The 22,475-nt window shown below is 64.5% G+C and carries 17 protein-coding genes; 10 read left to right on the top strand and 7 right to left on the bottom strand.

The features are described from left to right. Positions 1-70: 70 nt before the first annotated feature. Positions 71-3,244 (bottom strand): efflux RND transporter permease subunit, encoded by a 3,174-nt coding sequence (locus ACVMB0_RS10000; protein ID WP_461346108.1) that lies wholly within the window; start codon positions 3,242-3,244, stop codon positions 71-73. After that, entirely contained in the window at positions 3,241-4,473 is a 1,233-nt protein-coding gene (locus ACVMB0_RS09995) for an efflux RND transporter periplasmic adaptor subunit (RefSeq protein WP_461349627.1), read from the bottom strand. The genes ACVMB0_RS10000 and ACVMB0_RS09995 overlap by 4 nt, the downstream gene beginning before the upstream one ends. Positions 4,474-5,313: 840 nt before the next feature. Here ACVMB0_RS09995 and ACVMB0_RS09990 point away from each other — a divergent pair. The 6 genes from ACVMB0_RS09990 (at position 5,314) to ACVMB0_RS09965 (ending at position 15,143) form a co-directional block, all read left to right on the top strand. After that, entirely contained in the window at positions 5,314-7,269 is a 1,956-nt protein-coding gene (locus tag ACVMB0_RS09990; RefSeq protein ID WP_461346107.1) for a cadherin domain-containing protein, read from the top strand. Continuing rightward, the gene (locus tag ACVMB0_RS09985; protein ID WP_461346106.1) at positions 7,266-12,746 is read left to right on the top strand and encodes a beta strand repeat-containing protein; all 5,481 of its coding nucleotides are present in this window, start codon (positions 7,266-7,268) and stop codon (positions 12,744-12,746) included. Before ACVMB0_RS09990 ends, ACVMB0_RS09985 begins: the two co-directional genes overlap by 4 nt. Before the next feature lie 307 nt (positions 12,747-13,053). Beyond that, complete coding sequence (locus tag ACVMB0_RS09980; RefSeq protein WP_461346105.1) at positions 13,054-13,521, top strand: phage tail protein; 468 nt, start codon at positions 13,054-13,056, stop codon at positions 13,519-13,521. A gap of 12 nt (positions 13,522-13,533) precedes the next feature. Then, on the top strand, positions 13,534-14,037 hold the full coding sequence (locus ACVMB0_RS09975) for a phage tail protein (protein WP_461346104.1): 504 nt from the start codon (positions 13,534-13,536) through the stop codon (positions 14,035-14,037). Positions 14,038-14,047: 10 nt separating this feature from the next. Then, a complete protein-coding gene (locus ACVMB0_RS09970) occupies positions 14,048-14,575 on the top strand; it encodes a phage tail protein (protein WP_461346103.1) in 528 nt (175 codons plus the stop codon). Positions 14,576-14,582: 7 nt separating this feature from the next. After that, the gene (locus tag ACVMB0_RS09965) at positions 14,583-15,143 is read left to right on the top strand and encodes a GNAT family N-acetyltransferase (RefSeq protein ID WP_461346102.1); all 561 of its coding nucleotides are present in this window, start codon (positions 14,583-14,585) and stop codon (positions 15,141-15,143) included. Here the strand turns inward: ACVMB0_RS09965 and ACVMB0_RS09960 are convergent. Beyond that, positions 15,125-15,427: a DUF6916 family protein gene (locus ACVMB0_RS09960; RefSeq protein WP_461346101.1), complete on the bottom strand. Its 303-nt coding sequence runs from the start codon at positions 15,425-15,427 to the stop codon at positions 15,125-15,127. The genes ACVMB0_RS09965 and ACVMB0_RS09960 overlap by 19 nt on opposite strands. Positions 15,428-15,637: 210 nt before the next feature. On the opposite strand from ACVMB0_RS09960, the gene ACVMB0_RS09955 reads away from it, so the two are divergent. The 4 genes from ACVMB0_RS09955 to ACVMB0_RS09940 all read left to right on the top strand — a co-directional run bounded on the left by ACVMB0_RS09955 (position 15,638) and on the right by ACVMB0_RS09940 (position 19,555). Beyond that, positions 15,638-16,024, top strand: coding sequence for a nuclear transport factor 2 family protein (locus ACVMB0_RS09955; protein WP_461346100.1), 387 nt, complete (start codon positions 15,638-15,640; stop codon positions 16,022-16,024). 235 nt (positions 16,025-16,259) lie between these two features. Continuing rightward, complete coding sequence (locus ACVMB0_RS09950; RefSeq protein ID WP_461346099.1) at positions 16,260-17,780, top strand: Do family serine endopeptidase; 1,521 nt, start codon at positions 16,260-16,262, stop codon at positions 17,778-17,780. A gap of 121 nt (positions 17,781-17,901) precedes the next feature. Continuing rightward, positions 17,902-19,245 carry a S41 family peptidase gene (locus ACVMB0_RS09945; RefSeq protein WP_461346098.1) on the top strand — a complete coding sequence of 448 codons (1,344 nt, stop codon included), beginning with the start codon at positions 17,902-17,904 and terminating at the stop codon, positions 19,243-19,245. A gap of 94 nt (positions 19,246-19,339) precedes the next feature. Continuing rightward, positions 19,340-19,555, top strand: a complete 216-nt coding sequence (locus ACVMB0_RS09940) for a hypothetical protein (RefSeq protein WP_456750971.1) — start codon at positions 19,340-19,342, stop codon at positions 19,553-19,555. A gap of 105 nt (positions 19,556-19,660) precedes the next feature. On the opposite strand, the gene ACVMB0_RS09935 is transcribed toward ACVMB0_RS09940, so the two are convergent. From ACVMB0_RS09935 to ACVMB0_RS09920, 4 genes are all read right to left on the bottom strand, one after another. Continuing rightward, positions 19,661-19,849 (bottom strand): cysteine rich repeat-containing protein, encoded by a 189-nt coding sequence (locus ACVMB0_RS09935; RefSeq protein WP_456756350.1) that lies wholly within the window; start codon positions 19,847-19,849, stop codon positions 19,661-19,663. A 114-nt stretch (positions 19,850-19,963) separates the two neighbouring features. Then, positions 19,964-20,665, bottom strand: a complete 702-nt coding sequence (locus ACVMB0_RS09930; protein ID WP_456750972.1) for a branched-chain amino acid ABC transporter ATP-binding protein — start codon at positions 20,663-20,665, stop codon at positions 19,964-19,966. Beyond that, positions 20,658-21,392 carry an ABC transporter ATP-binding protein gene (locus ACVMB0_RS09925; protein WP_456750973.1) on the bottom strand — a complete coding sequence of 245 codons (735 nt, stop codon included), beginning with the start codon at positions 21,390-21,392 and terminating at the stop codon, positions 20,658-20,660. The genes ACVMB0_RS09930 and ACVMB0_RS09925 overlap by 8 nt, the downstream gene beginning before the upstream one ends. Further along, entirely contained in the window at positions 21,379-22,470 is a 1,092-nt protein-coding gene (locus ACVMB0_RS09920; protein ID WP_456750974.1) for a branched-chain amino acid ABC transporter permease, read from the bottom strand. The genes ACVMB0_RS09925 and ACVMB0_RS09920 overlap by 14 nt, the downstream gene beginning before the upstream one ends. Positions 22,471-22,475 lie beyond the last annotated feature (5 nt).

Here is a 22,475-nt window from a genome sequence, read left to right as displayed (position 1 = left end):
GGCTCGCCGCTTCGCGACGCCCTCAGGTGCGCAATTGCGCACCTGGGCATGACGACGGAGAGGTCCACGCTCACCCCGCCACGGTCGCCGCAGGCTCCGCCGGCTTGCCCTCGTTCTTTCCTTCCGCGAGGTTGCGCACCACCATGTAGAAGATCGGCGTGAAGACCAGGCCGAACAGCGTGACGCCGAGCATGCCGAAGAACACGGCGACGCCGACCGCCTGCCGCATCTCCGAGCCCGAGCCGGTCGACACCACCAGCGGCAGCACGCCGAGGATGAAGGCGAACGACGTCATCAGGATCGGCCGTAGCCGCAGACGACACGCCTCGATCACCGCTTCCAGCCGTGGCCGGCCCTCGAGCTCGATGTCGCGGGCGAACTCGACGATCAGGATCGCGTTCTTGGCGGCGAGGCCCACCAGCACCACGAAGCCGATCTGGGTCAGGATGTTGACGTCCTGGCCCATGATGCGCACACCGATGGTGGCCGCGAACAGACACATCGGCACGATCAGGATCACCGCGAACGGCAAGGTCCAGCTGCCATATTGCGCGGCCAGCACCAGGTAGACGAACAGCACGCAGATCGGAAACACATAGAGGCCGGCATTGGCACCGTTGACCTGCTGATAGGACAGGTCGGTCCATTCGAACGAGAAGCCGCTCGGCAGGGTGTCGTCGGCGATTTTCTTGATGGTGTTGAGCGCCGTGGTCGAGCTGACGCCCGGTGCCGGCTCACCTTGCAGTTCCGACGCCGAGTAGAGATTGTAGCGCGCGACGCGGTCGGGGCCCGAGATGTCCTTGAAGTCCACGATGCTGCCGAGCATCACCATGTCGCCATTGGCGTTACGGGTCCGCAGCCGCGAAAGGTCGGTGGTCTCCTTGCGGAACGGCAGGTCGGCCTGCGCGGTGACGTGGTAGGTGCGCCCGAACAGGTTGAAGTCGTTGACATAGGTCGAACCGAAATAGGTCTCGATCGTGTCGGTGATGTTGGCGATGGGAACGCCGAGCTTCTGCGCCTTGACGCGATCGATATCGACGAACAGCTGCGGCGTGTTCGCGGAGTACGGCGAGAACATCGATGTGAGGCTCGGCGATTTGCGCGCGGCCTGCACCAGTTCGTCGGTCGCGGCGGCCAACAGTTCGGGTCCACGCCCCTGGCGGTCCTGGACGCGGATGGTGAAGCCGCCACCGGTGCCGATGCCGGGCACGGCCGGCGGCGGAATCACGATGATGAAGGCGCCCTGGATCACCGACAGCCGCTTGCGCAGTTCGGCGGTGATCGCGTTTGCCGTCAGCCCTTTCTTCAGCCGTGCCTCCGGCTCGTCGAACACCGGGAACAGCGCCGCGGCGTTGCCTGCCTGGGTGCGCGTCGCGCCGGAGAAGCCGGCGAAGGCCGCGACGCGAACGATGCCCGGCGTATCCAGCGCGATTCGTTCGATCTCACGCACCACGGCCGTGGTCCGCGCCAGCGACGCGGCGCCCGGCAGCTGCGCCGAGATGATGACGTAGCCGCGGTCCTGCGCCGGAATGAAGCCCTGCGAGGTGGTCGCGAGCAGCCAGCCGGCGCTGCCGATCAGCGCGAGATAGATCACGACCATCACCACGGTGTGCCGGATCACGAAGTCGGCGACACCAGCATAGCCGTGCGCCAGCCGGTCGAACACGCGGTTGAACAACGCGGTGAAGCTGTCCCAGCCGCGGGCGATGATATTCCAGCGCGCCGGCGGCCGCTTGTCCTCATGCGGGACCAGGATCTGCGAGGCCAGCGCCGGCGACAGCGTCAGCGAGCAGAAGCAGGAGATCGCGGTCGCGACCGCAATGGTCACGGCGAATTGCTGGAAGAACTGGCCGGAGATGCCGCCGAGGAAGGCGGTCGGCACGAACACCGCGCACAGCACCAGCGCGATCGAAACCAGCGCACCGCCGACCTCCTCCATGGTCTTGAGTGCGGCGTCGCGCCTACTCATACCGTGCTCAAGATGCCGCTCGACATTCTCGACCACCACGATGGCGTCGTCGACCACGATGCCGACCGCGAGCACCAGGCCGAACAGCGTCAGATTGTTGATCGAGAAGCCGAGCGCGGCCATCACCGCGAAGGTGCCGACCAGCGACACCGGGATCGCGATGATCGGGATGATCGCAGGCCGCCAGCCCTGCAAAAACACCAGCACCACGATGACCACGAGCGCCATCGCCTCGTAGATCGTCTTGATCAGCTCATGCACCGATTGGGCGATGAACTCGGTCGGGTTGTAGCCGATGTTGTAGTCGAGCCCCTTCGGGAACGTCGCCTTCATCCGCTCCATGGTGTCGGAGATGCTCTTGGCGGTCGCAAGTGCGTTCGATCCGGGCCGTTGCGTCACCAACAGCGCGACCGCGGATTTGCGCAGCAGGAAGCTGTTGGTGGCATAGGACAGCGCGCCGAGCTCGACGCGGGCGACGTCGCGCAGCCGCACCGTGCGGCCGTCGGAGCCGGCCTTGACCACGATGTCCTCGAACTGCCTGATATCCTTGAGGCGGCCGGTGAACACGAGGTTTGGCTGGAAGGCGCGATCGGCGATCGGCGGCTCCGCGATTTGGCCGCCGGCGATCTGCAAATTCTGCGCCCGGATCGCCGCCAGCACCTCGGTCGAGGTCAGGCCGAGATTGGCGATTCTATCGGGATCGAGCCACAGCCGCATCGAGTAGTCGCGCGCGCCGAACATCTGGATGTCGCCGACGCCGTCGAGCCGCAGCAGCTGGTCGCGGACCTGCAGCAGCGCGTAGTTGGAGATGTAGAGCTGGTCGAAGGTGTCGTCGGGCGACAGCATGAAAACGACCATCAGGATGTCGGGCGAGTTCTTGCGGGTGACGACGCCGTTGCGCTGCACCTCCTCGGGCAGCCGCGGCTGCGCGATGGCGACGCGGTTCTGCACCAGCACCTGCGCCTTGTCGAGGTCGGTGCCGAGCTTGAAGGTCGCCGTGATGGTGAGCTGGCCGTTCGAGGTCGCCTGGCTGTAGAGATACAGCATGTCCTCGACGCCGTTGATCTCCTGCTCGATCGGAGCCGCGACGGTGTCGGACACGGTCTGCGCCGAGGCGCCCGGATACTGCGTGGTGACGGTGACGGTCGGCGGCACGACCTGCGGATATTCCGAGACCGGCAGCGTCGGATAGGCGATCGCGCCGACGATCAGCAGCACGATCGACAGCACCATCGCGAGGATGGGCTGGTTGATGGAGAGCCTGCCGAGATTCATGGCTTGGCACCTGCCGCGGGCTTGTCGCCTGCCGCCGGCGTGGCTGCTGCCGGAGCTTTGTCACCCGCCAGGGCTTTGTCGCCCGCCGGAGCCTGCGCCATTTTCGGCGTCACCTTGGCGCCGACGCGGGCGCGCTGCAGCCCGTCGACGATCACATGGTCTTCCGGCTTGAGGCCCTCGCGGATCACGCGCAGGCCTTCATCCAGCGGCCCGAGCGCGACCGCGCGGGCTTCCACCGTGTTGTCGTCCTTGACCACGAACACGATCTTGCGCGACTGGTCGGTGGCGACAGCGGTGTCCGGGATCAGCAGCGCCTCATAGGGCGAGGAGCCGATCAGGCGGACGCGGCCGAACTGGCCGGGCAGAATCGACAGATCCTTGTTCGGAATCACCGCGCGGCTGCGCAGCGTCGCGGTCGAGACATCGAGGCGGTTGTCGAGGAAGTCCATCTTGCCTTCATGCGAGGGCTTGGTCTCGCCGGTCAGCGTCACCTGCACCGGGTTCGCGGTGTCGCGCGAGCTCGGCCGCCTCCCTTCGAACCACAGCTTGCTGTTGCGCTGGTAGGTCGCCTCGTCGACGTCGAAATAGATGTAGATCGGATCGAGCGACACGATCGAGGTCAGCAGTGTCGCGCCGCCCTCGCTGCCCTGCACGAGATTGCCGGGGGTGACCAGGTGCCGGCTGACGCGGCCGGTGATCGGCGCCAGCACGTGGGTGAATTCGACGTTGAGCTGCGCTGCCTTCAGCGAGCCCTCGGCCTGGGTCTCGGCGGCACGCGCCGCCTGCAACGCCTGACGGCGCTGGTCGACGACTTGCTCCGAGACCGCGCTGGTCTGCACCAGGTTCAGCCCGCGCTCGAGATCGCGCTTGGCAAGCTCGCCCTTGGCGCGCGCGTCGGCGAGCTGGCCCTCGGCCTGCAGCACCACCGCCTCGAACGGCCGCGGGTCGATGACGTAGAGCAGATCGCCGGCGTGGACGATCGCACCGTCCTTGAACTCGACGCTGTTGACGAAGCCGCCGACGCGGGCGCGGACTTGCACCTCCTCGATCGCCTCGAAGCGGCCGGTGAACTCGTCCCAGTCGGTGACGGTGCGCTTGACCGGCTGCGCAACGGTCACCGGCGGTGCCGGCGGCGCGGCCTGCGATTGCGTGCTCTTGTCGTCGCAGCCGCCGAGCGTCAGCGCGGCCAACAGCCCGATCGGCGCGAGGCCGAGCCGGCAAGCCCTAATGAATCGCTGGCGACGGAACGAATGACGCTCGACGCCGGTCGCCGGAGCCACACGCTCCGCTTTGTCAATCGAACCCAATTCCTTCTCCCCCAGAACAACGAAAGCACGACGACCAAGCAGGGCTACCAAAGTCGCAATTGAAATTGCCGTGATTTTGCGCGGATGGACCACGGCGATGCCGCGGCAGCGGACGTCACAGATGTAGCCGCCATCCAGTCTGTTCAAGATGGCCGCCGGATCAAGCAAATAGTTGCGTAGTCTGAAAGCCTTACGACGCGATCGCGAAACCGTGACGACGAAAAGGGGCAGTTTGGCTGGCCTATCGAGCTGCGAGGTCGTGGACCGGTTAGCCTCAAATCAATCACAACGCGAGCGCGCTTCACAAATTCGTCACAGCGCCGCCGATTCGACTTTTGGCGCAACAACCACCAGTTCTGCAGACGGCAAGACCGGCCGAGTTCCATCACTCTACCTCCCGCTGCACGGCAGAATCGTAGTTAACGGCGCGGTTGTCATCGGGACACACATTGACACCCGGAAGTATCGCCAATACGGTCATGGTTGCCAAAGCATGAATTTTGTTGGCCGGCCGCGTTTTTCTCGAACATTCATATGTTTTGTCGCGGCGCGAGTGTGTGAAGGCGACGACGGAAATGGCAAGCGCATTTGATCTTGCTAATGTCACGGCTCCGCGGACATCGCGGTTGTGCCGTATTGCAGTCAGCTTGGCGCAAACCCCGATCGCCGATGATCAACCTCAACGTGTGAACGACATCACACGTCCTCGTATCCAACAAATGTAATTATTGACCGGCTTCCATGCCGGTCGCAGGAGTGCTCATGACGACCATACCTGCTTATACAATCGGTGGTTTAACCCGTCCGGAACTTCAGCTTGATTCGACCGGTCATATCGTCCTCGATTCGGCCGCGCAGGCGTTCGCCGACACGTATGGTCTGCAATATCTCTACCTCGGCTGCCCTCCCGGCACGCCCTGGCCCCCCGTCACCGACTCGCTGTCGACACCGGTCGATGCCAATTCGGGCAACAACACCGTCGCCGAGGGCGCCGCGGTCAACACGCTCGTCAACATCACCGCGCAAGCCACCAGCAGCAGCGGCCATGCCGTCACCTATTCGCTGACCGCCGACAGCTCGAATGGCGGCTTCAAGATCGATCCGAACACCGGCGTGGTGTCGGTCGCCGATCCCACCAAGGTCAATTACGTGACCAGTCCCGGTCACGCCTACACCATCACCGTTCAGGCCAGTGACGGGATGGCGACGAGCTCGCAGAGCTTCACCATCGACGTCACCGACGTCGCGCCGTCGACGCCGGTCGACACCAATGCGGCACCCAACAAGGTCGCGGAAGGCTCCGCCGTCGGCACGCTGGTCGGCATCACCGCATCCGCGGCCGACATGAATGCCGTGACCTATACGCTGACCGGCGACAGCTCCGGCGGCGGCTTCAAGATCGATCCCAATACCGGTGTCATCAGCGTCGCCGATCCCAGCAAGATCGACTACACGACCGCACCCGGACACGCCTACACCGTCACCGCAACGGCGAGCGACGGCACCCTGTCCAGCTCGCAGAGCTTCACCATCGCGGTGACGCTGGGGGCCGCCACGCACTTTGCGGTGAGCATCCCGGCCAATGGCGCGGCGGGCACGCCCGGCACGGTCACCGTCACCGCGCTCGATGCGTTGAACCACGTCGTCACCAACTATACGGGCACGGTTCATTTCACGTCGACCGACGGCCACGCCGTGCTGCCCGCCGACGTGACATTGACCAACGGCACCGGCAGCTTCAGCGAGACGCTCGATACCGCCGGCAGCCAGACCATCACCGCCACCGATACGGCCAACAGCGCGGTCAAAGGGACATCGAATGCCGAAATCGTGACGCCGGGCGTCGCCACGCATTTTTCCGTCAGCCTTCCCGCCAACGGCACGGCCGGGACGCCGGGTTCGGTGATCGTCACCGCGCTCGATGCCTTCGGCAATGTCGCGACCGGCTATACGGGCACCGTCCACTTCACGTCGACCGACGGCAGCGCCGTGCTGCCCGCCGACATGACGCTGACCCACGGCACCGGCACCTTCAGCGACACCTTCGATACCGCCGGCCACCAGACCATCACCGCGACCGATACGGCCAACGCCGCCATTACCGGCACCTCGAATGCCGAGACCGTGACGGGCGGCGCCGCCACCCATCTCGTGGTCAGCATCGCGGCCAATGGCGCGGCGGGGACGCCGGGCACGGTCACCGTCACCGCGCTCGACGCGTTCGGCAATGTCGCCACCGGCTACACGGGCACCGTGCACTTCACATCGACCGACGGCCATGCCGTGCTGCCGGCCAACATGACGCTGACCAACGGTGTCGGCAGCTTCAGCGAGACGTTCGAGACCGTCGGCAGCCAGACCATCACCGCGACCGACACGGTCAGCGCCGGCATTACCGGCACCTCGAACGCCGAAACCGTCGCGCCGGGTCCGGCCACGCACTTCGTGGTCACCCTTCCGGCCAGCGAAACGGCGGGTGTCGCTGGCTCGGCCACGATCACCGCGTATGATGCCTTCGGCAACATCGCCACCGGCTACGCAGGCACGGTGCACTTCACGTCAAGCGACGGTCATGCCGTGCTGCCTGCCGACATGACGCTGAGCAACGGCACCGCCACGTTCAGCGAGACCCTCGACACCGCCGGCAGCCAGACCATCACCGCGACCGACACACGGTCAGCAGCGCCATCACCGGCACATCGAACCCCGAGACGGTGACGGCCGCCGCCGTCACGCATTTTGCCGTGAGCATCCCGGCCAACGGAACGGCAGGCGCGGCTGGCTCAGGCACGGTGACCGCGCTCGACGCGTTCGGCAATGTCGTCACCGGTTACACGGGAACCGTGCACTTCACGTCGAGCGACGGCGCCGCCGTGCTGCCCGCCGACATGACGTTGACCAACGGGGTCGGCAGCTTCAGCGAAACCCTCGACACCGCCGGCAGCCAGACCATCACCGCGACCGACACGGCCAACGCCGCCATCACCGGCACCTCGAATGCCGAGACCGTGGCGGGAGCTGCCGCCACGTTTCTTGTGGTCAGCATTCCCGGCAACGGCGCTGCTGGCACGCCGGGTACGATCACCGTCACCGCGCTCGACGCCTTCGGCAACGTCGCCACCGGCTACACAGGAACCGTGCACTTCACCTCGACCGACGGCCACGCGGTGCTGCCGGGCGACATGACGCTGACCAATGGTGTCGGCAGCTTCAGCGAAACGTTCGAGACCGTCGGCAGCCAGACCATCACCGCGACCGACACGGTCAGCGCCGGTATCTCCGGCACCTCGAACGCCGAAACCGTCGCACCCGGCCCGGCCACGCACTTCGTGGTCACCCTCCCGGCCGGCGGAACGGCGGGTTCCGCCGATTCGGCCACGATCACCGCGTATGACGCCTTCGGCAACGTCGCCACCGGCTATACGGGCACGGTCCATTTCACATCGACCGACGGCCACGCCGTGCTGCCTGCCGACATGACGTTGACCAACGGCACCGCGACGTTCAGCGAGACGCTCGAGACCGCCGGCAGCCAGACCATCACCGCGACCGACACGGTCAGCTCGGCCATCACCGGCACCTCGAACGCCGAGACGGTGACCGCCGCCGCCGTCACGCATTTTGCCGTAAGCATTCCGGCCAACGGAACGGCAGGCACGGCCGGTTCGGGCACGGTGACCGCGCTCGATCCCTTCGGCAATGTCGTCACCGGCTATACCGGCACAGTCCACTTCACGTCGAGCGACGGCGCCGCCGTGCTGCCCGCCGACATGACGTTGACCAACGGGGTCGGCAGCTTCAGCGAAACCCTCGATACCGCCGGTAGCCAGACCATCACGGCGACCGACACGATCAGCGCCGCCATCACCGGCACCTCGAACGCCGAGACCGTGGCGCCGGGTGCTGCCACGCACTTCGTGGTCAGCATTCCAGCCAACGGCAGAGCGAACATCCCAGGTTCGGTTACCGTCACCGCGCTAGATGACCACGGCAACGTCGCCACCGGCTACACAGGAACGGTGCACTTCACCTCGAGCGACGGCAGTGCCGTGCTGCCCGGCGACATGACGCTGACCAACGGCGTCGGCACCTTCAGCGAGACCTTCGAGACCGCGGGCAGCCAGACCATCACCGCGACCGACACGGTCAGCGCCGCCATTACCGGCACCTCGAACACCGAAACCGTGGCTCCTCCGGACGCACCGCCCGTCGTGACCGGCGGCCACACCCTGAACTATGTCGAAGGGCAGGCCGCCACCGCGTTCGACCCGGCGCTCACGGTCACGGACTCCGACAGCCCGACGCTCGATCACGTGACTGTGCAGATCACCGGCAACTACGTCAGCGGCGAGGATGTCCTGGGCTTCGTCAACACCGCGCACGTCACCGGCACATGGGACGCCGTGCACGGTGAAATGACCCTGACCGGCACCGCCGGCTCCACGGTCGCGGACTTCCAGAGCGCGCTGGATTCGATCACTTACTTCAACACCAGCAACAATCCGTCCGCCCTGGCCCGCACGGTGACCATCATCGCCAACGACGGCACGCTGGACGGCACGCCTGCGACCGACACCATCGATGTGACGCCAGTCAACAACCCGCCGGTGGTGACGTTCGGCGCGATCACCGGTTTCAGCGAACCGCCGGTCGGCACGCCGACGACGGATTCGGTCCCGGTCACGATCGCGCCCAATCTCACGATCACCGACGTCGACAGCAGCAATTTGATCAGCGCGACCTTTGTGCTGAACGATCTCAAGCCGTCGGATGCGCTCTCGATCGCAGGCCATGCCGGCACGAGCGGCGACATCGGCAACATCCACTTCGACATCTCCAGCACGGCCACCACCGAGACGGTCACCCTGACCGGCACCGACACGATCGCGCATTACAATGCCGTGCTCGACCTGGTCCAGTTCAACAACACCGGCGAGCCGCCGGACACCACCGCGCGATCCTACACCGTGACCGCAGTCGACGATGGCGGCACCGCCAACGGCGGCAACGACACCGGTTCGGCGAGTGCGAGCCAGACCGTCACCGCGATCGACGATCCGCCCACGGCGACGGTGCCATCGGATTCGTCGGTCGGAACGGCATTCTCGCACACCAACCTCGCGATATCGGGGCTTTCGGTCGCCGACATCGATTCCGCGGGCGGCAATGAAACCGCAACAATCAGCTCCGGCCACGGCGCGCTGAACTTCGACACCACGGGCCTCGCGAGCTTCACCAACAACGGCAGCCACACGGTCACGCTCACCGGCACGATCGCACAGATCAATACCGCGCTGGCGACGTTGACCTACAATAGCGACGACGGCTTCACCGGGACGGACACCATCTCGCTGAACATCAACGACAACGGTCACACCGGCACCGGCGGCCCGCTCTCGTCGGGCGCGCAGAGCTTCCATGTCGGCGTCGTGCCCCAGGTGTTCTATATCGACAATTCGGCAACCACGAGCCACAACCTCGGCACCCAGGCCGACCCGTACACCTCGATCGCGGCCTTCAACGCGGCGAATCCGGCTAGCTCCGGCGACTACGTCGTGCTCGAGCACGGCACCGGCACCTACAGCGAGGCCAACGGCATCAATCTCGCCAACGGCGTCAACCTGATCGGCGGCAGCCATTCCCTGCAGTTCACCAATCCGGTGACCGGCGCGGTGGTCACCGCCAATGTCGGGTCCGGCGCCGATCCGGTGATCCATGTGACCGGCGCCGACAACGGCATCGACCTGCTCGGCACGACGGGCCACACCATCACCGGCGTCAGCATCGACACCTCGGCCGGCTCCGGCATCGGCATCAGCGACGACGGCAACAATGTCGGCACCGTCACGATGTCCGACATCACGGTGAAGACCGCCAGCGGCGCCGGCCTGAGCTTCACCCATGGCGGCACCCTCACCGTCACCGGCAGCAACAACACCATCACGTCCACGACCGGTACCGCGCTCGATGTCGAGCACACCAACATCGGTTCGGGCAACCTGACCTTCAAGAGCATTTCTACGACAGGCTCGTCGGGCAGTGCCGGCATCGTCCTCGATACGACGGGAACGGCCGGAGGGCTCACGATCACGGGCAACGGCACCGCCGGCTCCGGCGGCACGATCGCCAACAAGACCGGTGGCGATATCCTCTCCGGTACCGACGCCGGCGGACAGACGACATCGGGAACGGGCGGCACCGGCATCTACCTGCACAACACGTCGAACGTGTCGCTGACCGACATGTCGTTGCACGATTTCAGCAACTTCGCGATCTACGGCAATAACGTCACCGGGTTCAGCTTCGCCAACGGCACCATCAGCGGCAGCAATGGCACCAACAATGCGGGGAATCAGGAAGAGAGCAGCATCCGGTTCGACAATCTGCTCGGCACCGCCTCGATCACGGGATCCAGCATCTCCGGCGGCTTTGACGAGAACATCGATCTCTACAATACCAGCGGCACGCTGAACCGCCTGACGATGGACAACGATACGTTCGGCCTGATCGGCTCGAGCGGCAATGATAACGTCCGCGGACAGGTCTACAACTCGGCGACCGCCAACTACACGCTGACCAACAGCACGTTCGCCGGCACGCGGGCCGACTTCATCGCATTCGTGGCGAACAACAATTCGTCGATGGACGCGGTGGTCCGCAGCAACACCTTCCACAACGGCGAGACGATCATCCCGGGCGGCGGAACTGCAGTCGATATCCGCAGCGGCTCCGGCGGCTTCGCCTCCGCCGCGACCACCACGTTCGACATCTCGCACAACATCCTGACCGACGGCGGCGCCAACGCGTTCGACACCGTCGGTATCTTCGTTGCCAAGGGCCAGGACAACGGCACCATGTCCGGCACCATCGCCAGCAATCAGATCGGGCCGGCGAAGGTGGGCTCGAATTCCGACGGCATCTTCGTCCGCGACGCCGGCGCCGGCAGCCTGACCACCCTGATCCAGAACAACACCATCACCGGCGTCGGCGATGCCGGTATCGCGCTGCAGAACAACGATGGCAGCTCGACCCTGAACGCCACACTGTACGGCAACTCGGTGTCGTCTCCGACCTCCGCCAGCCCGTTTGCCGCGCTCGACGTCGAGAACGGCGCAACGGGCAGCGACACCAGCACGACCAATGTCCTCATCGGTATGGGCGCCGGCGGCACCGGCAGCAAGAACACGCTCAACCACAGTTCCAGCTACGCCACCGATGTCGAGCTGAGCAACTTCAGCAGCAGCACCCATCTGAACCTTTCGAAGAACGGTTCGCCGTCGGGCACGCCTGCGGGCGTGATCACCGACGACAACAGCAGCACCACCGGCGGCATCACCGTCGACACCACCGGCGGTAATGGCACGACGACGTTGGTCTCCACGGTGCCGGCGCTTCCCGCGGTGGTCGCGCCACTGCTCGCCGAAGCGGGTGGCGTGCAGGCGTCGACGCCGACCACGGGCGAGATGCACCTGACGCAGGCCGAGCTCAACTCGGTGGTGTCGGCGGCGATCACCGAATGGGCCAATGCGGGCGCCAGTTCGGCACAGCTCGCCCTCCTGCATGCCGCGACCTTCAGCGTCGCCGACCTCTCCGGCCAGATTGTCGGTCAGGAGGGCGGCGGGCATATCACGATCGATACCAATGCGGCCGGCCATGGCTGGTTCATCGATCCGACCCCGGCGGACAATTTCGAGTTCACGCACGCCGTCAACGCCGCCGGCACCGATCTCCTTACCGACCCGTCGACGGCCGCGGCCGGTCATCTCGATCTCTTGACCACCGTGGTGCATGAACTCGGCCACGTGCTCGGCCTTCCCGATACCATTTCATCGTCCGATGCCAGCGATCTGATGTATATCGGCCTTGCCGACGGCGAGCGCCGGCTGCCAACGGCGACCGATGTCGCTCAGTCCAACCTGGCATTGCAGAAGGTGATGCCGACGCAGGGCACCACGACCTCGACTGTCAACCTGACCAACCACGACAGCTTCGACTTCTCGTCATTGACCCAGACATCGTCGCAGACCAACACGAGCCATCCGGACCTGACCGCGAACACTCAGACCTTGTCCGATCTGTTCAGCGGGCAGTCGAATGCCGCGACCCCGTGGTGGGTCGGCCACGAGGCGGTGTACGCCGCGATGGGAGGCACGCCGACCGATCATCTCCAGACCCACCACGATCTGGTGATTTGATCGAACGTTGCGACGGAGCGAACGGCGCCTGCCCGAACGATCCGGCAGGCGCTACAATCGGATCGTGTCCGCACCGATCCTGTTGGCCAAGCGCCGGGTCAGCGCGACGACATTTCCGCGTCGGCGGCTCGAAAAATTGCGAAGGCAAAACAATCGTTGAGGTTGCACTTGGCGTAAAACACGCTATCGTGCACCCGGTTATTGCGTGACGCCATTTACCTTGCATTTTCATGAATCGAGTCTCTGACGAGACGGAATCGTTTGGGCGGAGGGACCGATGTCTGAACCGTATCTCTCGGAAATCAGGATGATGTCGTTCATCTACGCGCCGAGAGGCTGGGCCCTTTGCAACGGCCAGGTGCTGCCGATCAATCAGAACCAGGCACTGTTCTCGCTGGTTGGCACGACCTATGGCGGAAACGGCACGACGAATTTCGCGCTGCCCGACTTGCGAGGAAAGGTACCGCTGCATATGGGCTCGGGCTTCACGCTGGGGCAGACCGGTGGTGAAACGTCCCACACGCTGACGATTTCCGAGATGCCGCAGCACCCGCATACGTTTCAGGGCACGACCAACAATGCCGACAGCGCCGCGGTCACCGGAAATCTGATGGCGACCTCAGCCAACCTTTATACGGCCGCGGCCAATCTGACGACGCTGGACCCCAGCACCGTCGGCTACGCCGGGAGCTCGCAACCGCACGAGAACATGCAGCCCTATCTCACGCTCAGCTTCTGCATCGCCTTGCAAGGCGTCTTCCCCTCCCCGAACTGAAGGAATCCTGCCATGGGCCAGCCTTACATCGGCGAGATTCGTATGTTCGGCGGAAATTTTGCGCCGAACGGCTGGATGTTCTGCCTGGGACAAACCCTGGCGATCTCCCAGTACGAGACATTGTACAACCTGATCGGAACCACATATGGCGGCGACGGCCAGGAAACCTTCGATCTGCCGAACCTGCAAGGCCGCCTGCCGCTGCAACAAGGCAGCACCTTCAGCCTGGGCCAGATCGGCGGCGTCGAGCAGGTGACGCTGACCACACAGCAACTGCCGACCCACTCGCACCCGATGGCGGCATCCCTGAACCCCGCGACCGGCAGCACCGTGACCGGCAATGTCGTGGGTGCCGTGGGAGCGACCCAGATTTACCGCGAGGTCGCGGCCGCATCGCTGATGGCGAATCAGGCCTGCACGTTCATGGGCGGCAACCAACCGCACAACAACATGCAGCCTTACCTCTGCATCAATTTCATCATCTCGTTGTACGGCATTTATCCGAGCCAAAACTAGGACGGGACCAATGTCTGATCAATTCGTAGCGGAGATCCGCATTTTCCCGTTCAACTTCGCACCGGTGGGATGGGCGATATGCAACGGCCAATTGATGCCGATCTCGCAGAACACCGCGCTTTTCTCGCTGCTCGGCACCACCTATGGCGGTGACGGCAAGAGCACCTTTGCGTTGCCCGACCTGCAACAAGGCAGCGCACCGATGAATCCGGGGCAAAGTTTCGGGAGCTTGTATTATCTCGGACAGGCGGGCGGCACGACGACGGTGACGCTGCTGCAAACCGAGATGGCCCAGCACAACCACGGGGTTCTCGGCAACATCAATCAGTCCGAGCTCGCCACGCCCAGCCCGACGCGATCTCTGGCGCGTGCAAACCCGGGTCAGGCGTATAGCGACACGCCGACCAATATCTCGCAGTTCTCGGCCACCAGCTCGATCTTGCCGACCGGCGGCAGCCAACCCCACAACAACCTGATGCCCTACCTCACCTTGAACTTCTGCATCGCATTGCGGGGAATTTTCCCGCCGCGCAGCTGAACCGGCCATGACGAATGGTTTGAGCACCGATACGGCCGCCGCGGCGTTCGGATGGATACGCGCCGCGGAGGCCGGCCTCACGTTCCGTCGGATCACTGATGCCGACCTGCCCTTCCTGGCGCGGCTCTACGCCTCGACCCGCGCCGAGGAGCTGGCGGTGACGCCATGGAGCGCGGAGCAGAAAGCCGCGTTCCTCGCCATGCAGTTCCAGGCGCAGCACGCGCATTACCAGCGATACTATCCGACCGCCGACTGGCTGGTGGCAATGCGTGGCGGCGAGGACATCGGGCGCCTTTATGTTGACCGCTGGCCGAGCGAGCATTGCGTCATCGATATTGCCCTCCTGCCGGAGCATCGCGGCTCGGGTCTCGGCAGCGCGCTGATGCGCGACCTGCTCGATGAGGCCGCCGCGGCCGGCAAGGCCATGTCAATCCATGTCGAGAAGTTCAATCCCGCGATGCGGCTTTATCGCCGACTCGGCTTCGTCGCCGAGGAAGACAAGGGCGTCTACGACCTGATGCGCTGGCGCGCGGCGGAAACGTCCGGCCATCAGGTGAAAATCGCCTGATAGCCGTTGCCGTCGGCGAGCGGCCCGATCGGTACCAGGAACATCTCGATCACGCCTAATGCCGGATGCCGCACCGGATAGATCGCCTGCGGCAACCACGCGCCCTTCGGTCCGGCAAACAGCAGCGAGAACGCACCGCCCGGCCGGCCGCTGTTTCCGGCGGGCTCGACCTTGGCGAGCTTCAGCACCACGACGCGATCCGCCGCCTGCATCTCGAACTCCATGTCCTGATGCGGCGTGAAGTCATCAATTTGCAATTTCGCGAGGTCGACGGTCGATGTCATGCGATGCCCCTGTTGATCCCGAAGCTGTAGCACGCCGCACGCGACGCCGCTCGACAAAATGACCCGAAGGGTAACTCGGATGTAAGCGCCCCGCCTCTTCCCTCCATCGTTCCCGCCGCGCAGTTGCGCACCGGGGACTGATACGAACTCTTGCCAAATGCACCTGGATGGTCGTGAGATGCTGCGTGCAGGCAAAGCCGGGAGATTGCGATGGACGATCACACCATGCGCATGGCGCTGGAGCGCCATTGGGACGCTTCGGACGCGAGCGATTTCGAGCGCGAGCATGAAATCTACGCCGCGGATGCCGTGCTCGACTATCCGCAATCGGGCGAGCGGATCCGAGGTCGGCGCAGCATCCAGGAGAGCCGAACGGTTCAGCCGAACAAGAAACGCTTCACGATCCGGCGCATGATTGGCGGCGGCGATCTCTGGATCACCGAGTTCGTGCTGACCTACGACGGCGTTCCGTTCCACACGGTGAGCATCATGGAATTCCGCGACGGACAGGTGGTCCACGAAACGCAGTATTTCGCGGACCGGTTTGAGCCTTCGCCCTCGCGCGCCCATCTCGTCGAACGCATCGGCACAACCTAGTTCCGCGCAAGCGCGACCATCCATCGGAGCGTCGTCGCCTGCGCCGAGACGTTGTCTGCTCGTCCTTACGGGCCACGCCTGTTGGCGCGGTCCGCAAATGCATTGGCATGTCCGCCGAGCGTTACCGCGAATTTAGCTACCTATCCCTCGAATTAATGCCTCGGACAGGCGCCCGTAATGCGGCAGCGATAGGTTTTTAGCATCGGTATGGGGCAGCCAATTCAGGAGAAACATCATGCCAAAGGACAACAACACTCAACAGCGCAGGCCCCTGTCGGCCCGGCGCGTCGCAATGCTTGGCTCCGTTGCGATGATCGGTGCGACCATCGCCCTGGCTGGGCCGCTGGGACATTACCAATTTGTCGAGCAAGCCTTCGCCGCAACTCCGACGTCGCAGACGCAAGGCCCCGCAGGCTTCGCCGACCTGGTCGCGAAGGTCAAGCCCGCCGTCATTTCGGTACGCGTGAAGCTGGACGAAGAGAGCAACGCCAACACATCCGGTCCGGACGTAGAGAACCTCCCTCCGTCCCTGCAAGGCACGCCGTTCGAAAAATTCTTCCGCCAGTTCGGCGACGGCATGCAGGGCGGCAAGCTGCAGCGCCATCAGGTCATCACCGGCGTCGGCTCCGGCTTCTTCATCTCCGCCGACGGCTATGCCGTGACCAACAACCATGTCGTCGATCATGCCAGGTCCGTGCAGGTCACGACGGATGACGGCACGATCTATACCGCGAAGGTGATCGGCACCGATCCGAAGACGGATCTCGCGCTCATCAAGGTCGATGGCAAGACGGACTTCAGCTATGCCAATCTCGAAAATCAGGTTCCGCGTGTCGGCGACTGGGTCGTGGCGGTCGGCAATCCCTATGGCCTCGGCGGCACCGTGACCGCCGGCATCATCTCGGCCGAAGGACGCGATATCGGTTCCGGGCCCTACGACAACTACATCCAGATCGACGCGCCGATCAACAAAGGCAACTCGGGAGGGCCGACATTCGACACCAATGGCAACGTCATCGGCGTCAATACCGCGATCTATTCGCCGTCCGGCGGCTCAGTCGGCATCGGCTTCGACGTGCCGGCGACGACCGTGAAGATGATCGTCGCCCAGCTCAAGGAACACGGCACGGTGACGCGCGGCTGGCTCGGCGTGCAGGTGCAGCCGGTCACGAGCGGCATCGCCGAAAGCCTCGGCCTGAAGCAGGCCCAGGGTGCACTGGTCGACGAGGCCCAGGCGGACACGCCGGCGGCACAGGCCGGAATTCGGCCGGGCGACGTCATCACGTCAGTCAACGGCAACGCGATCAAGGACTCGGGCACACTCGCGCGAGAGATTTCAGCGATGGCTCCGGGCAGCTCGGCGAAGCTCGACATCGTTCGCAAGGGTGAGACGAAGACGTTCACGGTGACGCTCGCCAAGATGCCAAACGAGACAAGGAAAGTGGCCCGGGCCGACGAGTCCGAGCAAGGCTCAAAGGGCATTCCTCACCTCGGTCTGGCGGTTGCCCCGGCAGGCGATGTCGGCGGCGCCGGCAACAAGGGTGTCGTGGTCACGGCGATCGAGCCGGATGGTCCGGCCGCCGAGCACGGACTGCAGTCCGGCGATGTCATCCTCGACGTGGCCGGCAAGAGCGTCAGTTCTGCGGCGGACCTGCGCAACGCGCTCTCGGATGCGAAGTCCGAAGGCAAGCATGATGTCCTGATGCACGTAAAGACGTCGGACAACACCCACTTCGTCGCCATGCCGATCGGTTAGGCATGACACTGAGCTGCCGTCGCGTGTTGTCCAGGCGCGACGGCGGGGCTCGTTGTCAGGTACGCCGCAGCAGCCAGCGCGGCGCGCTTATGCGTTCAACCACTCACCGCACGGTTAAGCAATGAAGATATCCCATTTGCGCACGATCGGAATCGTCTGTGCAGCATCGACCGCCCTCGCCGGCCTGGCACTTGCGTCAGAAATCGCCGCCGGCCCTTCCAGGGCCGACCTCGCCCTTCTCGCGAGTGTGATCCAGCTCGTGCAGCAGGACTACGTGCATCCGGTCGACTCGGGCGAGCTTACCGATGCGGCGTTGAAAGGAATGCTGTCGCGTCTCGACCCGCACTCCTCCTACATGACCGAACCGGAATTCCGCGAGGCCCGAGAGGACATGAGCGGAAAGTTCGGCGGCGTCGGCCTCAAGATCATGGAGCACGACGGGTTACCGACCGTTCTTTCGCCGATCGACGATACGCCGGGTGCCGGTGCCGGCTTGCAGCCGGGCGACGCGATCGTTTCGGTCGACGGCCAAAGCACACGCGGCGTGGACCTGATGGAGGTGATCAGGAAAATTCGCGGGCAGCCGGGGACGATCGTGAGATTGACACTCCAGCGCGGCGACCAGCCGCGCTTCGAGGTGCCGCTCACCCGGCAAGTCATCGAAGTCCACAGCGTCAAATCCCGGCTCGAGGCGAACGGCATCGGCTATCTGCGGGTCAGCGAATTCGGCGAGCAGACACCGACCGAACTGCACCAGGCAATCTCGACGCTGACGCGCGAAGCGGGCGGCAAGTTGGCCGGCCTTGTCCTCGACCTGAGAAACGATCCCGGAGGCCTGCTCTCCGCAGCGGTTGATGTGTCCAGCGATTTCCTCAACGGCGGCACCGTCGTCTCGATCCGCGGACGCAACGGAAACGACGACCAATCGTTCACGGCTCCTGCAACGGGTGCCTTGCTGCCGGACACTCCGATGGTCGTTCTCGTCAACGGCGCCTCCGCATCGGCGTCCGAAATCGTCGCGGGCGCATTGCAGGATCGCCATCGCGCTACCGTGATGGGGACGCAGAGCTTCGGCAAGGGATCCGTCCAGACCATCATCCCGATCAAGGATCATGGTGCCTTGCGACTGACCAGCGCGCTCTACTACACCCCCTCGGGCCGCTCGATTCAGGGCGACGGGATTACACCCGACGTCATCGTCAAGGCGGCCAAGGACGAACAAGTTGCGAACTCCCTGGTTTGGCGCGAAGCCCAACTCCACGGCGCGTTCGCCAATCCCGGGATGCGGCCAAATCCCGGCGCAACGCCGGATACCAACGGCGCACCTTCAGAAGCAGCTTCACCGCCCATCAAGGAGCAGTTGATCGGGACGGACCGGGACACCCAGCTCCAGGCAGCACTGAACCATCTCGAACACTTGCCGGCCGGAACTCCCGCCGTCATCCGCACGAGTGTCCCGGGATGATGGTTTTGTGCGGCGCAGGATAGGCGGACGTGATTCAGGACGGGTTGGCTACAAACGACCAGGCAGCAGCCCGTCCGGCCCGGAGAGGTTCACAATGACGGACGAAATATCCGGCTTGATCCGCAGGTCATGGCGCGTGCTGGCCGGCTGGATGAGCCTGATCGGCGCATCGCTGATCGGATTCCTGCTCACTGAAGGCACATCGTATCACCACCTCGCGACAGGCATTCTGCTCTGCTCGTCGACGCTGTCCATCCTCTTGGTTCTGTTTGACGGTGCATGGCGGTTGTTCGTCGGCAACGAGCGATAAGCTCTGCCCCCAGGCGAGCGATTTCGTATCGCCAGCCGGAATCCACCGCCCGGACGCGGTGCTCGATGGTCGGCTGCACCGATGCAACGGCGAACGCCGCGACGGCTACATGCCGTGGCTCTCGAACACCTTCTTGCAACTTCGGCTCAGGCTATCGCGATTGGTCTGAAGGCAGTTCTGCACGGCGCCGTCATTGCCGAGGTCCTTGCGGCAGAAACGCTGTGCATCGCGCGAGCACGCGGATTGTTCCGACTTGGTGCCGGCGTGCTGGGCCACTGCGGCACCGCTGTTCATCACGGCGACGGCACAAATTACCGCAATCGAAGAATAGCGCATCGTGAATTCCTCCCGCTGCCCAACGGCGGCGGCGGCGCTTCGTTCCTGGGGAACCCTCGATTCGACGGCAATCTACGGCGCCAGATACCGCAGCAATTCCGGATCGTTGCGCACCTCGCTTGCGCCGCCCTGGAGCGCGACGCGGCCCCGGTCCAGCACATAGGCGTAGTCGGCGACGCGCAGCGCGAGGTCGAGATGCTGCTCGACGATCACGACCGAGATGCTCTTGGCAAGCTCGATCAGCCGCTCGGTGATCTCCTCGATCACGCCGATCCAGACCCCCTCGGTCGGCTCGTCCAGCAGCAGCAGCTTTGGATTGCCGAGCATGGCGCGGCTGATCGCCAGCATCTTGCGCTCGCCGCCGGACAGCGTGCCGGCCGGCTGGTCGAGGCGCTGGCCGAGCTTCGGGAAGATCTCCATCACGCGATCGACCGCACCGGCGTCCGAATTGACCAGCGAGCCGACCGCAAGGTTGTCGCGCACCGACAGGCGGGCGAACACCGAATGCTCCTGCGGCACATAGCCGATGCCGGAGCGCACCCGTTCCTCGGTGCGGCGCCGGGTGATGTCGCGACCGTCGAAGAACAGCTCGCCCTGCGAGCTTGCGAGCTCACCGACGATGGTCTTCATCAGCGTGGTCTTGCCGGCACCGTTGCGGCCGAGCACGGCAACGCCGCCGCGCCAGGGAATGCCGATGTTGACATCGAACAGGACCTGGCTGCGGCCATATCCGGCATCGAGATGCCTGATATCGAGGAAGGTTTGCTCAGGCACGGCGAAGATAAATCTCCTGGACGTTTCTGTTGGCCTGGATTTCCGCGACCGTCCCCGACGCCAGCACCTTGCCCTGGTCGAGCACGGTGAGGCGGTCGCAGATGTCGCGGATGAAATCGAGATCATGTTCGACGATGACGAGCGAGCAATGCTCTTTGATCGGCTGCAACAATTCGCCGGTGACGCGGCGCTCCTCGAGGCTCATGCCGCCGGTCGGCTCGTCCAGCAGCAGAAGCCGCGGCTTCCCGGCCAGCGCCATCGCGATCTCGAGCCATTGCTGCTGGCCGTGCGACAGCGCCGCCGCCGCGTCATGCGCCCGATCGGCGAGGCGGAACTGGGTCAGCATCGTCATCACCTGATCGTGCAATTTCTTGCGGGTGCGCGACAGCACGAGGTCGAACAGCGAGCAGTGCGCCTGCAACGCCAGCAGGATGTTGTCGTACAGCGTCAGCGTCGGCAGCACCGAGGTGATCTGGAATTTCAGGCTCATGCCGGCGCGGGCGCGCTCGGTCGGCGTGAACGCCGTGATGTCGGTGTTGACGAAGGAGACCTTGCCTGTCGTGGGGACTTCTGCGCCGGCGACGCATTTCATCAGCGTGCTCTTGCCCGAGCCGTTGGGGCCGATCAGGCCGTGAAACTCGTTCTCGCCGACAGTCAGCGCCGCACCGTCGAGCGCGGTGAGCTTGCCGAACACCTTGCTGATCCCTGAGGCCTCAAGGAGCGGCATTGCCGGTCTCCTTTTTTGGTGCTTTGCCGAAGCTGCCGACCCGCTCGCGCTCGCCGAGCACGAAGGAGATCAGCCCGAGCGGACGGAACATGATCACGAGCAAAAGCAGCACGCCGAGAATGATCGGCCAGATGTCGCGGTAATTGTCCGACAGCCAGAACGAGACGCCCTCGATGATCACGGTGCCGATCACGGCGCCGATCAGCGTGCCGGAGCCGCCGAACAGGACGTAGAGCACGACCTGGGTCGAGAACACGACGCCCAGCATGTTGGGCCAGACGAAGCCTTCGTGGAAGGCATAGAGGCTGCCGGCAAGACCGGCGATGGTGCCGCCGATCGCGAAGATGATCGCCTTCAGATGCTGCGCCTTGTAGCCGAAGAAGGCGATGCGCTGCTCGTTCTCGCGCAAGCCCGCGAGCGCCAGGCCGAATTGCGAGCGGACCAGGAAGCGGCACAGCAGGTAGACCACCACGAGGATACCGAGCACCATGTAATAGTAGATCGGCCCTTCCTCGAGCTCGTAGCTGCCGAGGGTGAGCGGCGGGATCGACGGGATGCCGTTCTGGCCGCCGAGATAGTACCAGCCCCGCGCCAGCCGATCCGCGGCATAGGATCCGGTGAGCGTGCCGAGCGAGACGAAGATCACGCTGGAGGGATAGCGCCCGAGCAGCAGGAAGCCGCCGAGCAGCAGCGCCGCGGCAAGGCCGATCAAGGTGCCGGCGGGCAGGATCAAGAGGATCGAGGTGACGTTGAGATCGCGCGCCAGCAGCGCCACGCCGTAGCCGGCGGCGCCGAAGAACAGCGCCTGGCCGAAGCTCATGATGCCGGCATAACCCCACACCAGGTCGAACGACAGCGCGAACAGCGCGAGGATCACTACGCGGGTCGCGAACACCGTCAGATAGTCCTGCAGAACCCATGGCAGGACCAGTGCGATCAAGAGCACCAGTCCTTCCACGATCGGCAGGACCTTCCATCCTGCCGATGCCTGTCCCGCCGGCGCGCTTGCGGCCGGTGTACCCTCACCCGTCACGACATCCTCGCTGATGCGTGCGACGGCCTCTCTTGCTCCACTCATCGATC

The organism is Bradyrhizobium sp. USDA 4451, from assembly GCF_054822585.1.
Note: the sequence above shows the minus strand (reverse complement) of the source record. Positions and strands in the feature narration are given on the sequence as shown.